This window comes from Marinifilum sp. JC120 (assembly GCA_004923195.1).
In the GTDB taxonomy this organism is placed as follows: Bacteria; Desulfobacterota; Desulfovibrionia; order Desulfovibrionales; family Desulfovibrionaceae; genus Maridesulfovibrio.
Map to the genome: position 1 here is coordinate 69,142 of RDSB01000011.1, position 14,559 is coordinate 83,700.

Genomic DNA, 14,559 nt, shown 5'->3' on the forward strand with positions numbered 1-14,559 from the left:
TTTTGCATTGAATTAGGGCAGGGGATTAGAAAAACAACATCAAGTGAGTTTGAAATGAATATCCATGAATCCATGATTTCTTTGGTCGGCAATACCCCTTTAGTTAGGCTGAATAAAGTAACTGAAGGGTGCGTGGCACAGGTTGTTGCGAAGCTGGAGTTCTTCAACCCCTGTTCCTCAGTGAAGGACCGCATCGGCGTTTCCATGATTGAGGAAGCCGAGAAGCGCGGTGCACTCAAGCCGGGGGCCACTGTTGTTGAACCCACCAGCGGTAATACCGGCATCGGGCTGGCTTTTGTCTGCGCGGTAAAGGGCTATAAGCTGGTGCTGACCATGCCTGAATCCATGAGTCAGGAACGTAGGGATCTGCTCAAAGGATTCGGTGCGGAACTGGTGCTTACTCCTGCGGCAAAGGGTATGACCGGAGCGGTGAATAAAGCCAAGGAAATTGCGGATAGTGATCCTAATGCCTTTTTGCCTCTGCAATTCGATAATCCGGATAACCCGTTGGCCCACCGTAATAAAACTGTCAATGAAATCTGGGAAGATACAGACGGCAAGATTGATATTTTTGTGGCCGGAGTAGGCACAGGTGGAACACTCACCGGAGTCGGCACTGAATTGAAGAAGCGCAACCCGGAGATTAAGATTGTTGCGGTTGAGCCGGAAAAATCCCCGGTTCTTTCCGGCGGGACTGGCGGTCCGCATGGCATTCAGGGTATCGGGGCTGGATTTGTGCCTGATGTATTGCAGACTGAGGTGATCGACGAGATCGTTAAGGTTGCGGATGAGGATTCTATTGCCATGTCGCGTAGGCTCATTCAGGAAGAAGGAATTTTGTGCGGTATCTCAGCCGGGGCTGCGGCCCATGCGGCTGTGCAGATCGCAAGGCGTGAAGAAAACAAAGATAAACTTGTGGTGTTTGTGGTTCCCGATACCGGGGAGCGTTACTTAAGCACCGCGCTGTTTAAGGGGTAAGGTTCTAAAATGGTTAGTAAGATCGGCGGCTCCGTGCTGACGAAGGTCGTGGACGCTTTGTGCGAAGAAGAGTCATATCAGACTGTGTATCACATGCCTGAACATGACCGTCCCATGCCTTCAATTGCAGCATTGGGCGAGTTTGTGGAAAGGCTGCGGGCGGTTATTTTTCCCGGTTATTTCGGGGATTCCGAAATCCGTCCCGAAACTATGCGCTACCACATCGGGGGGAACCTTGATGCGGCTTACAGGATTCTGGAAGAACAGATTCTGCGCGGACATTGTTTTTTCTGCAAGGCCGATGAATTCAACTGTACCAACTGTGAGGCCGATGCCCAGCGCATTGCCTCGGAATTCATGCAAAAGCTGCCGGAAATTCGCCGTCTGCTCGCTACTGACGTGCAGGCTGCCTACGTGGGTGACCCTGCGTCCAAGAGTCCGGGCGAGACAATTTTTTGCTACCCCAGCATCATCGCCATGACCCATCACCGTATTGCCCATGAGCTGTATAAGCTGGACGTGGATCTCATTCCACGTATCATTGGTGAGATGGCCCACTCCAAGACCGGGATCGATATTCACCCCGGCGCACAAGTGGGCGAGCATTTCTTTATCGACCACGGCACCGGTACCGTGATCGGCGAAACCTGTATTATCGGACGTAACGTGCGCCTCTATCAGGGCGTGACCCTAGGGGCAAAGAGCTTTCCACAGGATGATTCCGGTAACCTGATTAAGGGTATCGCTCGTCATCCCATTGTAGAAGACGATGTCATTGTCTATTCCGGGGCAACAATCCTCGGAAGGGTGACCATCGGCGAAGGCTCGGTCATCGGCGGTAACGTCTGGGTGACCAAGTCAGTGGATGCGGGGGCGAGACTTCTTCAGAGATAGCACTTTCATTTTTGCAAATATAAAACGGGAGAATCGAGCAATCGATTCTCCCGTTTTTATTTTCGTATTCAAAAGATTTAATTCAGCATCATATCCAAAACTTCATCGCTTTTATTTTTTTTGGGCTTCGGTCTTGGCTTAGGGGCAGGGGGCGGAGTCTGCTGTTGTTGTGTTGTTGTAGATTGGCTTGAAGCCTGCGAAGAGGACGAGCCGGATGAACCTTTACCTGAGAAGTAGAAATCACCGACCAGTGAGGAGGATTCCCATGGAACCTGCTTGCGGCTGGTGTCTTTGATTACGCCTTGGCGGACTTTTTTGAAGAATTGCTCAATGGTCACGCCCTTGCGGTTCATGTTGCTGAGCATGTGGGTCACGTAGGGGCTGTTGTTGCCGCGGCCATCAAGGGCGGTTTTACCTGGAGCTGTCGCAAAGGCGATAAATGATCCGGTGGGGGCATCCATCTGGGCTAGGCCATTGCGCATGGAGCGGAAGCTGCGTTTGAAGGGGTTGTTGCGGCAGGCATCGAGGATGACGATGTTCATGCGGTTTCCGGCATCTTCCATTTTGGCCAACACCTTTCCGGCATCGATTGCTTCATACTGCACATCGGACTGTCCCTGAATGGACATGCCTAGCGGGCAGAGGTAGTTGATTCCGTTGACCTGTAATCCGTGTCCTGAAAAGTAAAACAATCCCACATCATAATTTTTGAGCTTGCGCCCGAAATCATCAATAGCTCTGCCCATGTTGGTCCGGTCGGCGTTCTTAATCAGCATGACATCAAAGCCTGCATTTTTAAGTGAACGGTTCATGGCAATAACGTCATTGACCGGGTTTTTCAGTGCGCCGATCTTTTGGTATGCTGAGTTGCCGATGAGCAGGGCCAGCCGTTTCTGGGCCAGACAGTCGCTGGCAGAAAGCAGCATGATCGACATGGCAGCCATGAAAAAAGTGCAGAACAGCTTGAGTGAGAATGTTTTTTTCATTTAGGAACCCCCTTCAAAATGTAAGTGCTTTTTTCTTTATACCATAACTTGATGGAAAGAAAAAATAAAAGCACTGCCAAAGAAAAGGGACATGAAGAAAATCCAAAGAGGTTGCAGGAAAAAGCAGACCAGCCCGACAATTTTTACCCAGCCGTGAACCCCGCCGGTATCGCGCATGATTACCGAAGCTCCGCCAACCGGGGCGGTTGATTTGATGGCTCCGATTTTTGCTGTGGTGTCGCGGTAATAGAAAAAGTTCGCGCTCAGTCCGTATCCGATTTGGGCAATGAAATTTCCGAAGGGCAGGAAGCCTACCAAGAAGGTGACTGCGGCCCAGAAGTACATTTTGCGGTACAAAAACCACCAGAAACCGAACAAAAAGGCGGGCCAGTGCCATGTTATGGTGAAACCGTCATGCAACTGCTGGAATTTGGCAAAGTTAAAAAGGTATTTGCCCGCATTGGGGCCAATGTATTCTTGGTAATCTTGTGAAGTGATCATTTCCATGTTTTTTAATCTCCTGAGCCTTTAATGCCGTAGCTTGAGCTAATTGGCAACCAGACGGCTGATAAAGCACCTGCTGCGTATCACTCTTTTTGACATTTATATGATAATAGACTAACGAAATTTGGTTCCACGCTCCGTGCCGGGGGCGGACTACCAATATCAGCATTCCCCGGAAATTCGCAAAGAGAAGAAAAATGGCAAAAATACAAAAAATCAAAGGCGTTGCAGACCTCTTTCCAGAGGATAGTGCAAGATATGCGTTCATGGAGAAGACCGCAAGAGATGTTTTCACCTCTTACGGTTTCGGCGAACTGAGGACTCCTATCCTCGAAAAGACCGAACTTTTCTGCCGCTCCATCGGTGAAGAAACCGATGTGGTCCAGAAAGAAATGTACACCTTCCCCGACCGCAAGGGCCGCTCTCTGACTATGCGCCCCGAAGCTACCGCCGGGGTTGTCCGCGCTTACGTGGAAAATAAAATCTACCAGCCGGGCAAGGTCAGCAAATTTTTCACCTTCGGTCCCATGTTCCGCTACGAAAGGCCGCAGGCCGGACGCATGCGCCAGTTTCACCAGATCAATGCCGAGGTCTTCGGTGCATCCGAGCCGCAGGCCGATGCCGAAGTTCTGCTTATGCTTTCCGGCTTCCTTAAAGGAATAGGTCTGGAAAAGCTTTCCTTTGAGCTGAACTCCCTTGGCTGCCCCGAATGTCGCCCAAAGTACAATCAGGCTTTGAAAGATTTCTTCAATTCCCTCGACAAGAGCGAACTTTGCGATGACTGCCAGCGCCGTGTGGATACCAATCCTCTGCGTGTGCTCGACTGCAAGGTCAAGAGATGTAAGGAGCTGACTAAGGATGCTCCCTCCATTCCCGACCATCTCTGCACAGAGTGCCGCGACCATTTTGATGTGGTCATCACTCTTATCGATGAAGCAGGTCTGGAATATACATTGAATCCCCGCCTTGTGCGCGGACTTGATTACTACCAGCGGACTACCTTCGAAGTGACTTCCGGTGATATCGGTGCCCAGACTGCGGTTGCAGGCGGTGGCCGTTATGACGGGCTGGTTGAAAGTCTCGGTGGCCCCAAGAAGGTATCTGGTATTGGTTTTGCCTGCGGAATGGAACGTCTTGCCATGCTGCTGGAAGGTGAGTACGAACCGTCCACTGATTTTTATGTAGCCCTTGTGGACGAAAGATCTGCCAAGGATTCACTTATCTTTGCTGAAAAGCTGCGTAGAAGCGGTCTTAAGGGCGAGGTTGGTTTCACTGCCAAGAGCATGAAAGCCCAGCTGCGTCATGCCAATAAAATAAACGCACAGAAGTGTTTCATCTTCGGTGCGGACGAATTTGAGAACGGAACGGTCACCATTAAGGATATGACCGAAGGCGGCGATCAGGAAACTGTAAGCCGTACCGAATATTTTAAGTAGAAATTCCAAATAATATCGGGAGAGACTAAACATGTCTGAACAGATTGAAGAACGCGATTACGACGAATACCGGGTGATTGAATCCCTCGGCGACTGGAAACGTACTCACAGCTGCAACCAGATCACCGCAGCAAATATGGGCGAAAAAGTCCTGATCATGGGTTGGGTTCAGTTCCGCCGCGATCACGGTGGCCTGATTTTCATCGACCTGCGTGACCGTGAAGGTCTTACTCAGGTTGTATTCAGCCCCGAGCACAACACTGAGGCCCACGAGCGCGCACATGCTATCCGCTCCGAGTACGTAGTAGCCATTAAAGGTGAAGTTCGTGAACGCCCCGAAGGTATGCGCAACACCAATCTGACCACCGGTGAGATCGAAATCGTTGTTGACGAGTGGAAGCTGCTCAACACTTCTGAGACTCCCCCGTTTGCCATTGAAGACCGCAGCGATGCTTCTGAAATGCTGCGCCTCAAATACCGTTTTCTGGACCTGCGCCGCCCCAGTCTTGCCAAGAACTTTATCCTGCGCAACAAGGCCGCTCAGTCCGTACGTCGTTACCTCGACAATCTCGGCTTTCTCGAAGTGGAAACTCCGGTTCTGACCAAGTCCACTCCTGAAGGCGCACGTGATTTCCTTGTGCCCAGCCGCATGAACAACGGCGATTTCTACGCTCTGCCGCAGTCCCCACAGCTTTTCAAGCAGATGCTCATGGTTTCCGGTCTGGACCGTTACTTCCAGATTGTTAAATGTTTCCGTGACGAAGATCTGCGTGCTGACCGTCAGCCCGAGTTCACTCAGATTGATATCGAGATGAGCTTTGTGGATGAAGAGCAGGTCATGGGCATGGCTGAAGATATGGTCCGTACTGTATTCACAGAAACCATCGAGACCGAACTTCCCGCAGCTTTCCCTCGCATGACTTACGCTGATGCCATGCGTGATTACGGTTGCGATAAGCCGGACGTTCGTTTCGACCTTAAGCTTCAGGAAGCCACTGACATCTTCAAGGGTTCCGACTTCAAGGTTTTTGCCAGCTCCGAGCTGATCAAGATTCTGCGTGTACCGAACGGTGCTCAGCTTTCCCGTAAGGAAATCGACGAGTTCACCAAGTTCGTTGAGATCTACGGTTCCAAGGGCCTTGCATGGATCAAGGTTAAGGAAGACGGCGAATGGCAGTCTCCCATTGTAAAATTCTTTTCCGAAGAAGAGTGCACCAAACTGCGTGAGCTTACTAATTGCCAGCCCGGTGATATCCTCTTTTTCCAGGCCGGAGCCGCAGACATCGTCAACGCCGCTCTCGCCGCTCTGCGTATCAAGCTCGGTGAACGTTTTGAACTCATTGATGAGTCCAAGTTCGCACCCCTGTGGGTTACCGACTTCCCGCTGCTTGAGTACACCCCCGAAGAAAAACGCTACGTTGCTCGTCACCATCCCTTTACTTCCCCACAGGACGGACAGATTGACGAGCTTGCTGAAAAGCCCGGCGAAGCTCTTGCCCGCGCTTACGATCTCGTAGTCAACGGTTACGAACTCGGTGGCGGTTCCATCCGTATCCACACTCCTGAAATGCAGGAGAAAATGTTTGCTGCTCTGGGTATCGACGAAGAAGAAGCCCGCGCGAAGTTCGGCTTCCTCATGGATGCGCTTCAGTTCGGTGCACCGCCGCATGGTGGTATTGCTTTTGGGCTGGACAGACTTATTATGATTCTGTGCGGAGCCAAATCCATCAGGGACGTTATCGCTTTCCCCAAAACTCAGAAAGCCACCTGCCTGATGACCGAAGCTCCTTCCGGAGTAGCCAGCACTCAGCTGCGTGATCTGGGTATTCGTTTGAGAGAAAAGAAAGAAGCATAAGAGTGCCTCCGGCGGCTTAAACCCTTTTGCAAAAGGGTTTAAGAATCCCAAAACCTTTTAGTAGGTTGTTTTTGGGGTAGCTTGGAGGATTGTGCTTGTTTGGCATAAAAAAACAGTTTTACGCTAACGATGGCGAAGCCCTAATAAAAGTTTTAGGAGAGTCCAGAGAACCCTTTTGCAAAAGGGTTCTTTGGTCCCCGAAGGGCCGCCGGAGGCATGAATATGAAATTAGAAATTTTAGCTTATCCTGAACCTTCTTTGAAGGAAGTTTGCGCAAGGGTTGAGGAAGTCACCCCTGAGCTGAAGGAAACCATCGATAACATGGTTGAGACCATGTACGATGACGACGGTGTGGGCCTTGCAGCTCCACAGGTCGGAATTCAGAAACGTCTTATTGTTATTGATCCTTCAGGTCCTAAAGAGCGCACTGATTTGCAGGTTATTATCAACCCTGAAATCGTTGAAAAGAGTAGCCAGAAGGTGGATTCCGAGGAAGCCTGCCTTTCCTGCCCCGCTTTCAAATGCGTGATCAAACGCCACGAGACAGTTACCGTCACCGGTACTGACCTTGAAGGTAACGATGTCCGTATTGAAGCTGATGATTTTCTCGCTATCGTGCTTCAGCATGAAATTGATCATCTGGATGGGACTCTCATTGTCGACCGTGTAGGCCGCCTGAAACGTGCAATGTACGATAAGAAGGTAAAAAAATGGCTGAAAAGCGCTGGAAAATAGTTTTCATGGGAACACCGGACTTTGCGTCCACCATTCTCGAATATCTCGTAGAATGGGACGGATGTGAAGTCATTGGCGCCTATACCCAGCCTGACCGCAAAAGTGGTCGTGGGCAGAAGGTGCATCATTCCCCAGTTAAAGAAGTTGCGTTGAAAAACGATATTCCCGTCTACCAGCCCTTGAATTTCAAGGACGAAAAGGACGTTGAAGAGTTGCGCGCTCTGGAGCCTGACTTTCTGGTGGTTGCGGCCTACGGGCTGATCCTGCCCCAGTCGGTGCTGGATATCCCCGCTGTAATGCCCATCAACGTGCATGCTTCCCTGCTGCCCAAGTATCGCGGTGCCGCGCCCATTCACCGGGCGGTTGCCAACGGTGATCACGCCACCGGGATCACTATCATGAAGATGGAAGCTGGTCTTGATACCGGCCCCATGCTCGTGCAGCAGGCCCTTGGTATTGCTTGGGACGATTACACCGGGAAAATTCATGATGAACTGGCTGACATGGGTGGGCCGTTGGTCATGGAAACCCTGCTGCGTTATCAGGATGGTCGTCTGACCGTCATGGAGCAGGACGATTCCATTGCCACCTACGCTGCAAAGCTGAGCAAGGAAGAAGGCTTGATCGATTGGAATCTTCCGGTCAAGGAAGTGCACAACAAGATCAGGGGCATGTCTCCGTGGCCCGGAGCCTACTACTTCTGGACTCCCGAAGGTAAAGATCCCATCCGCCTTGTACTTTCTCCCGGCAAGCCCGGTGATGAGGAAGTCGGGGATCATGCTCCTGGAACCATAGTCGGTGAATTTGACGGCATGCTCGGCATTGCCTGCAAAGATAAAATCTACCTCGCATCAAAGGTCAAACCTGCCGGAAAGAAAGAAATGGACGGCAAGGCTTTTGTCTGTGGTTACATGAATAAATGCTAATTTGGATCTAATAAATGAGTGTAGCAAAAGATAATAAAAAGCGTCTTTTCATCGGCCTGATCACCGGAACCTGTGTACTGCTTTGTGCTTTTCTGGGCCTGCTTTGGTATGTTCCTTATGCCGGACTGGATTCTTTCGGTGCGTGGGCCACGTGGAGTTGGGGGCTGTTCATTTTTGCACTCATCGTGCTGGTCGGCTGGGGGTATGTTGGTCTGCTTACCAATGTTGTGCTCCAGCGGACTTTCCCTTTCTCACAAAAAGCGCGTGGCTTGAGCGTTAAGCTTTTTCTGCCTCTGATGACCATTCTGGGCCGTGTCTTCGGGCTTTCAAAGCGCAAGATCCGGGGGTCTTTTATCAAGGTCAATAACGAGTTGGTCCTTTCCGAGGTCGGCCGTTTTGATCCTGCAAAGATCATGATTTTGACCCCGCACTGCTTGCAGGCCAGCCGCTGTGATATGCGCCTGACTTACGATATCAATAACTGTAAGCGTTGCGGTTTGTGTTCCATCAAGGGACTGCTTGAACTGCGTGATAAGTATGGAGTGCACTTCTATGTTGCCACCGGGGGCACAATTGCCCGCCGTCTGGTGGTACAGAACCGTCCGCGCATGATCATTGCTATTGCTTGCGAACGCGACCTTGCCAGCGGTATTCAGGATACTTATCCGCTTCCGGTTTATGGCGTGCTCAACGAACGCCCCAACGGCCCCTGCCTTGATACGCAGGTTGCCCTCATTGATGTAGAGAATGCGCTGCGCCGTTTCATCAAGGAAGACAAGCTTCCCGAAGATGCGGACAATAATGTGGCTTTGACCCCTCTTACCGGGCTTTAAGCCGGGAATTCGCTGATGAAGAAAAATATTTTGCCCGGCCCCAGAGGAATTGCCTTTGATTGTGTAACCCGTTCCCTTGACGGCGGAGCGGACGCACAGGCTGTTTTGGATGATGCTCTCACATCTTCAAAGATGGATGCGCGTGACCGTGGATTTGTAACTGAAATCCTCTACGGCTATCTGCGTATGCGTTTGAGGCTGCAATCAGTCCTCAGTTGTTTTCTTTCCCGTCCTGACGGCTTGCCGCAGCCAATAATGCGAGTGCTGGGCATGGCTGCTTATGAAATCCTGCATATGGATGTCCCTCCTTATGCGTCTGTGGACTGGGGTGTGGATTCCGCAAAGCGCCTTTCCCATGGCAAACTCGGCGGCTTGGCAAATGCTGTGCTGCGCAAGGTGGCCCGGTTGGCAGAAGACGGCGCAGATGAAGACTTTTTCCGTCGCCGTTGTGATTCCGAAATTGAATTTCTTTCCGCCTATTACTCCTGTCCTGAATGGATTGTAGAGCTTTGGGTGGACAGCTATGGCCGTGATAAGGCTGAGCAGTATCTGGAAGCCCAGATCTGCCCGCCCGCAGCAGGGTTTGTGCTTGATACCACAGACAGCAAGGCCAAAGCAGCAGCGGAGCAATTACTGAAAGAGGGCGACCATATCGCATCTGACGGTCAGGCTTTTGCTTTTTATTCCGGTTACTGGCCGTTGGCTTTTAAGGAAGTGAAAGAATTTGTGATCCGTCAGAGTTACGCTGCCCGCGAAGCTCTTGCCGTGCTGGAGCCTTCCAAGTGGCCTGTTCCGGTCTGGGATGCTTGTTCCGGGCGTGGCGGTAAATCAAGATTCCTTCATTCAAAGAAAATTTCACCCATTGTAGCCAGTGACCCTCATGCCAGAAGGCTGGCGGCATTAAAGAGGGATGTTCCTTCGGTGGCGGCTTTTCGTGCTTCGGCCATTAATCCGCCGCTGGCAAAAGAATCCATCGGCACAGCTTTGCTTGATGTGCCTTGTTCCGGGCTGGGAGTTCTTTCCCGCAGGCCGGATACCAAGTTTAAACGCACCCCGGATGATGTGCGTTCACTGATACAGCTGCAATCCCGTATTCTGGACAACAGTTGGGAAACTATACGCAAGGGCGGTCAGCTGGCCTACATCACCTGCACCCTCAACCCGGATGAGAACGAACGCCAGATCGCGGCATTTCTCAAACGGCACAAGGACGCAGTCCCGCTCAAGGAATGGACCACTCCTCCGGATTCGGAACTGCACGAATTTTTCTATTCAGCTTTGCTGGAAAAGAAGTAGATACAAAAACTCCCCTTTCATCAAATGCTGAAAGGGGAGTTTTTTTGTCTATGATGTAGTGTCTACGCTTGATCAGGATGATGTTTCTTTAGAAACTCAAGAAATTTTGCGGCCTCTGCGTGGTCTTTATTCAGGTCGAGTGCTTTTTGCAGGTGGCTGGAGCATTTGTCGAGCACTCCTTTTTCAAAATATGCACGGGCTATGTTGTAGTGCAGGTTTTCGTCGTTGCTGGTCATTTCAAGTGCCCGTTCATAATAATCGATGGCTTGATCCTGCATGCCTGTTTTACGCAGGTTGATTCCGAATTCGTTGAATAAATGTTTGTGCTCGGTCTGGAAGGCGGCATCCAGCTTGACCAGCCGGTTGAAAATATCGTTGGCCTTGTTGCTCTCCCCGCGTTCCATGTAAGTCAGCCCGAGACCGAAGTTGGCTTTGACGTTTTCCTCGTCCACATCCAGTGCGTTCTGGAATTCAAATTCAGCACTGTAGGTGGCTCCGGCCTGTCTTGCTTTTTCCCCACGCTCAATGGTGGTGCCCAGCTCTTTCATCTTGGGGTACACGGTGGAAACGTAGAATTCAGGTTCAGGTGAGTATTTGGAGAGGAACTCTTCCATGGTCACCACGGATTTGGGTCCGGCAGGAACGTAACTTGTGTTCAGGGCTTGAACTTCTACATTCTCAGGATTAAGTTCTTCAGCCATCCAATACATTTTGCTGATGGTCCGGCGCACTGTGGTGCCTGTCCCGATCTTTTGTACGTTCTGGCTGGAGAAGACACCCTTAATTGTCTGTCTATCTGTATTATGATCTGCCGCGGCCATTTGTTGTTCCTTTTGATTTCCTGAAATTTATGCGCACTATAGATAAAATTTACAAAATATTCCACTAACAAAATTTTGCATCAGCGCACAATTATAGTTGTATGGACCAGAAATGGGAAAAAAATGTTAATACCTAATTTTGTTCTTCATTTTTCTTGATGGAAGATTTAGAGTGACTGCCGCTTTGATGATTGTTAAAAATTAGTGTTGTATTATGAGATTGATGACAAGTGACCGACATTAATGTAAGTACTCATTTTTAGCTTTTTTTTGTAGTTTTATCAAAATGCCGTATTAACGGGTTCAGACCAGTAGAGGGAGTTATGAGCAAAGCAAAAGTAGGACATCGTATTAAGACATTCAGGGAAAAGCAGGGCATCAGCCTTGAAGAGTTTTCCGAACGTACCGGCCTTGGAGCAGACTTCCTTGAAGCTGTTGAAGAAAAAGAAAAATATCCCTCCCTAGGTCCCCTACTTAAGATCGCCAGAGCTCTTGGTGTAAGACTCGGCACTTTCCTTGATGATCAGGTCAGCAAAGATCCCCTTATCGTTAAGCTTGGTGAGCGCAAAGAAGAGTTTACCATGCATTCCGATCAGGAAAAGACTGCATCCATGAAGTATTTCTCACTCGCCAAGGGTAAGAGCGACCGTCATATGGAGCCTTTCTTTATTGAAATCCAGCCGGAGGACGCAGAGCCAAAGCTTACTTCCCATGAAGGCGAGGAATTCATCATTGTCGTTTCCGGTAAACTCAAGGTTGTTTACGGCAAGGAAGAGAGCGTGCTTGAAGCTGGTGACAGCGTATATTTCAATTCCGTGGTCCCGCACTATGTTGCTGCTGAAGGTAACGAAAAGTGTGATATCTACGCGGTTCTTTATTTCCCGGAATAAGAGAGGAATTTCATGGAACAATCACATCTCAGGGAAATTACACTCGGTGGGTTGCTGGACGAGGCTGTTGAAAAATGGCCCGATCAGGAAGCCGTTGTTTATGTGGACCGCGATTTCCGTTTGACCTACCGCGAGTTCGGTGAACTGGTGGATGATCTGGCTATGGGACTTATGGCTCTTGGAGTCAAAAAGGGCGAGAAGGTCGCAATCTGGGCCACCAACGTACCTTATTGGGTGGCCTTGCAGTTTGCTACTGCCAAGATCGGGGCTATCCTGCTGACTGTTAACACTTTTTACCGCACCACTGAGCTGGAATACCTGCTCAAGCAGTCCGAGTGCGAGAACCTTGTCATTATCGACGGTTTTCGGGAGATCGACTATCTCCAGACTGCTTATGAGCTTATTCCTGAACTTAAAACTCAGGAACGCGGTTACCTTAAGAGCGAGAAATTTCCCGATCTGAAGAGGGTTTTCTTTCTCGGTCAGGAAAAGCACCGCGGCATGTACTCCATGGCCGAGGTGGTCAACCTTTCTGCAGTAACCACTGAAGAAGATTACGAAGAGCGTCAGGCTACTCTTGATCCGCACGATGTCGTCAATATGCAGTACACTTCCGGAACCACCGGGTTCCCCAAGGGTGTGCAGCTGACCCACTACAACATCGGTAACAACGGATTCTGGATCGGTGAGAATCAGGGATTCAAGCCCGGTGACCGACTTTGCCTGCCCGTGCCTTTATTTCACTGTTTCGGTTGCGTACTCGGCGTGCTGGCCGCAGTTAACCACGGTACCACCATGGTTATCCTTGAAGGATTTGATCCGCTGCTGGTTATGGCTTCAATTGATCAGGAGAAGTGTACTGCTCTTTATGGCGTACCGACTATGTTTATCGCTATCCTCGAACATAAGCTTTTCAGCAAGTTTGATTATTCATCCTTGCGGACCGGGATTATGGCCGGGTCGCCTTGTCCCATTGAGGTCATGAAGAAGGTCATGGATAAGATGAACATGACCGACATCACCATTTGCTACGGATTGACCGAGGCTTCCCCGGTTATGACCCAGACCCGCATGACTGATAGTCTGCAACGTCGTACCGAGACTGTCGGGCAGGCTATGCCTGAAATCGAAGTAGCCATCATCAACCCGGAAACAGGTGAGATGAGCGAGTCCGGTGAAACAGGTGAAATCTGTTGCCGCGGTTACAACGTCATGAAGGGGTACTACAACAACCCCGAAGCCACCAATACCACTATTGATGTGGATGGCTGGCTCCATTCAGGCGACCTCGGAACCATGGATGAGGAAGGATATGTTGATGTTACCGGACGTCTCAAGGATATGATTATCCGTGGCGGCGAGAACATTTACCCCCGTGAAATTGAAGAATTCCTGTACACCATGGATGGTATCCTTGATGTACAGGTGGCCGGTGTCCCAAGTGTAAAGTTCGGGGAGCAGGTCGGGGCTTTTATTATCCTCAAAGATGGCGTGGAGATGACCAAGCAGGATGTAATCGACTACTGCCGGGGTCAGATTGCCCGCTACAAGATTCCTAAGTTCATCACTTTCCTTGACGCTTACCCCATGACCGCAAGCGGCAAGATTCAGAAATACAAACTCCGGGATATGGCCGCAGAGTTGTACCCCGACGCATAAAAACGCAAAGGAGGCTTTGCTTTTGCAGAGCCTCCTTTTTTTATAAATAAATTTATCGCCAAAGGCGGCGAAGCCGAAGTAAAAGGTTTTGGGATTCTTAAACCCTTTTGCAAAAGGGTTTAAGCCGCCGGAGGCAAATGGAGGCATCATGAGTAACGAACAGGCTTATAAGGAAATTGCACCGAGGCTGGCGGGCCTGCGTGATGCAATGGACATGAGTGTTGAAGAACTGGCCGAGAAGGTAGGGGTTACCCCTGAGCGTGCCGCGCAGTACGAATCCGGTACTGTAGAGATCCCGGTCAGTTACCTGATGGATGTGGCTCACCTTTGCGGAGTCAGCCTGACTGTGCTGATTTCCGGCAGCGAGGCCCATTTGACCAACTACGCACTGGTGCGCAAGGGCAAAGGGCTTAATGTAGACCGCCGCGAGGACTACGATTACAAGAACCTTGCATCCACATTTGTGGGTCGCCGTATGGAACCTTTCATGGTTGAAGTTCCGTCCAAAGAGGTTTCCGATATGAATTTCACTACCCATCGCGGGCAGGAGTTCATTTACGTGCTCGAAGGACGCCTTGAGTTGAGACTCGACGATTCCATTCTCGAACTTGAAGAAGGCGATTCCCTTTACTTTGATTCCAATACTCCCCACGCCCTGCGAGGTCTTGACGGCAAATCCGCACGTATGCTGGACGTCATTCTCTAGCAGGTCGCCTTTAACGCGCTGAAGAAGCTTCTTTCAAGCG

At 50.3% G+C, this 14,559-nt stretch carries 14 protein-coding genes; 11 read left to right on the forward strand and 3 right to left on the reverse strand.

Going from position 1 to position 14,559, the window contains the following annotated elements; all coding sequences use genetic code 11:
• The first annotated feature begins 54 nt into the window (after positions 1–54).
• Together cysK and D0S45_12135 are read left to right on the forward strand one after the other, a co-directional pair.
• Positions 55–978 carry a cysteine synthase A gene (cysK, locus tag D0S45_12130; GenBank protein TIH14883.1) on the forward strand — a complete coding sequence of 308 codons (924 nt, stop codon included), beginning with the start codon at positions 55–57 and terminating at the stop codon, positions 976–978.
• 9 nt (positions 979–987) lie between these two features.
• Positions 988–1,872 (forward strand): serine acetyltransferase, encoded by an 885-nt coding sequence (locus D0S45_12135; GenBank protein ID TIH14884.1) that lies wholly within the window; start codon positions 988–990, stop codon positions 1,870–1,872.
• A 77-nt stretch (positions 1,873–1,949) separates the two neighbouring features.
• On the opposite strand, the gene D0S45_12140 is transcribed toward D0S45_12135, so the two are convergent.
• A complete protein-coding gene (locus tag D0S45_12140; protein TIH14885.1) occupies positions 1,950–2,858 on the reverse strand; it encodes a caspase family protein in 909 nt (302 codons plus the stop codon).
• A gap of 36 nt (positions 2,859–2,894) precedes the next feature.
• The gene (locus D0S45_12145; protein TIH14886.1) at positions 2,895–3,365 is read right to left on the reverse strand and encodes a DUF2628 domain-containing protein; all 471 of its coding nucleotides are present in this window, start codon (positions 3,363–3,365) and stop codon (positions 2,895–2,897) included.
• Positions 3,366–3,559: 194 nt separating this feature from the next.
• Between D0S45_12145 and D0S45_12150 the strand changes: the two genes are divergently transcribed.
• From D0S45_12150 to D0S45_12175, 6 genes are all read left to right on the forward strand, one after another.
• Positions 3,560–4,798 carry a histidine--tRNA ligase gene (locus D0S45_12150; GenBank protein TIH14887.1) on the forward strand — a complete coding sequence of 413 codons (1,239 nt, stop codon included), beginning with the start codon at positions 3,560–3,562 and terminating at the stop codon, positions 4,796–4,798.
• A gap of 31 nt (positions 4,799–4,829) precedes the next feature.
• Complete coding sequence (gene aspS / locus D0S45_12155) at positions 4,830–6,653, forward strand: aspartate--tRNA ligase (protein ID TIH14888.1); 1,824 nt, start codon at positions 4,830–4,832, stop codon at positions 6,651–6,653.
• A 222-nt stretch (positions 6,654–6,875) separates the two neighbouring features.
• Positions 6,876–7,388, forward strand: coding sequence for a peptide deformylase (gene def / locus D0S45_12160; protein ID TIH14889.1), 513 nt, complete (start codon positions 6,876–6,878; stop codon positions 7,386–7,388).
• Positions 7,364–8,314 carry a methionyl-tRNA formyltransferase gene (locus D0S45_12165; GenBank protein TIH14890.1) on the forward strand — a complete coding sequence of 317 codons (951 nt, stop codon included), beginning with the start codon at positions 7,364–7,366 and terminating at the stop codon, positions 8,312–8,314. The genes def and D0S45_12165 overlap by 25 nt, the downstream gene beginning before the upstream one ends.
• Before the next feature lie 14 nt (positions 8,315–8,328).
• The gene (locus tag D0S45_12170; protein ID TIH14891.1) at positions 8,329–9,147 is read left to right on the forward strand and encodes a DUF116 domain-containing protein; all 819 of its coding nucleotides are present in this window, start codon (positions 8,329–8,331) and stop codon (positions 9,145–9,147) included.
• Between the two features lie 15 nt (positions 9,148–9,162).
• Positions 9,163–10,443 (forward strand): hypothetical protein, encoded by a 1,281-nt coding sequence (locus tag D0S45_12175; protein ID TIH14892.1) that lies wholly within the window; start codon positions 9,163–9,165, stop codon positions 10,441–10,443.
• Between the two features lie 62 nt (positions 10,444–10,505).
• Here D0S45_12175 and D0S45_12180 read toward each other — a convergent pair whose 3' ends face one another.
• The gene (locus D0S45_12180; protein ID TIH14893.1) at positions 10,506–11,264 is read right to left on the reverse strand and encodes a tetratricopeptide repeat protein; all 759 of its coding nucleotides are present in this window, start codon (positions 11,262–11,264) and stop codon (positions 10,506–10,508) included.
• A 323-nt stretch (positions 11,265–11,587) separates the two neighbouring features.
• Between D0S45_12180 and D0S45_12185 the strand changes: the two genes are divergently transcribed.
• From D0S45_12185 to D0S45_12195, 3 genes are all read left to right on the forward strand, one after another.
• Positions 11,588–12,154 carry an XRE family transcriptional regulator gene (locus tag D0S45_12185; GenBank protein TIH14894.1) on the forward strand — a complete coding sequence of 189 codons (567 nt, stop codon included), beginning with the start codon at positions 11,588–11,590 and terminating at the stop codon, positions 12,152–12,154.
• Positions 12,155–12,166: 12 nt separating this feature from the next.
• Complete coding sequence (locus D0S45_12190) at positions 12,167–13,813, forward strand: AMP-binding protein (GenBank protein TIH14895.1); 1,647 nt, start codon at positions 12,167–12,169, stop codon at positions 13,811–13,813.
• 148 nt (positions 13,814–13,961) lie between these two features.
• Positions 13,962–14,519 (forward strand): XRE family transcriptional regulator, encoded by a 558-nt coding sequence (locus D0S45_12195; protein TIH14896.1) that lies wholly within the window; start codon positions 13,962–13,964, stop codon positions 14,517–14,519.
• Positions 14,520–14,559 lie beyond the last annotated feature (40 nt).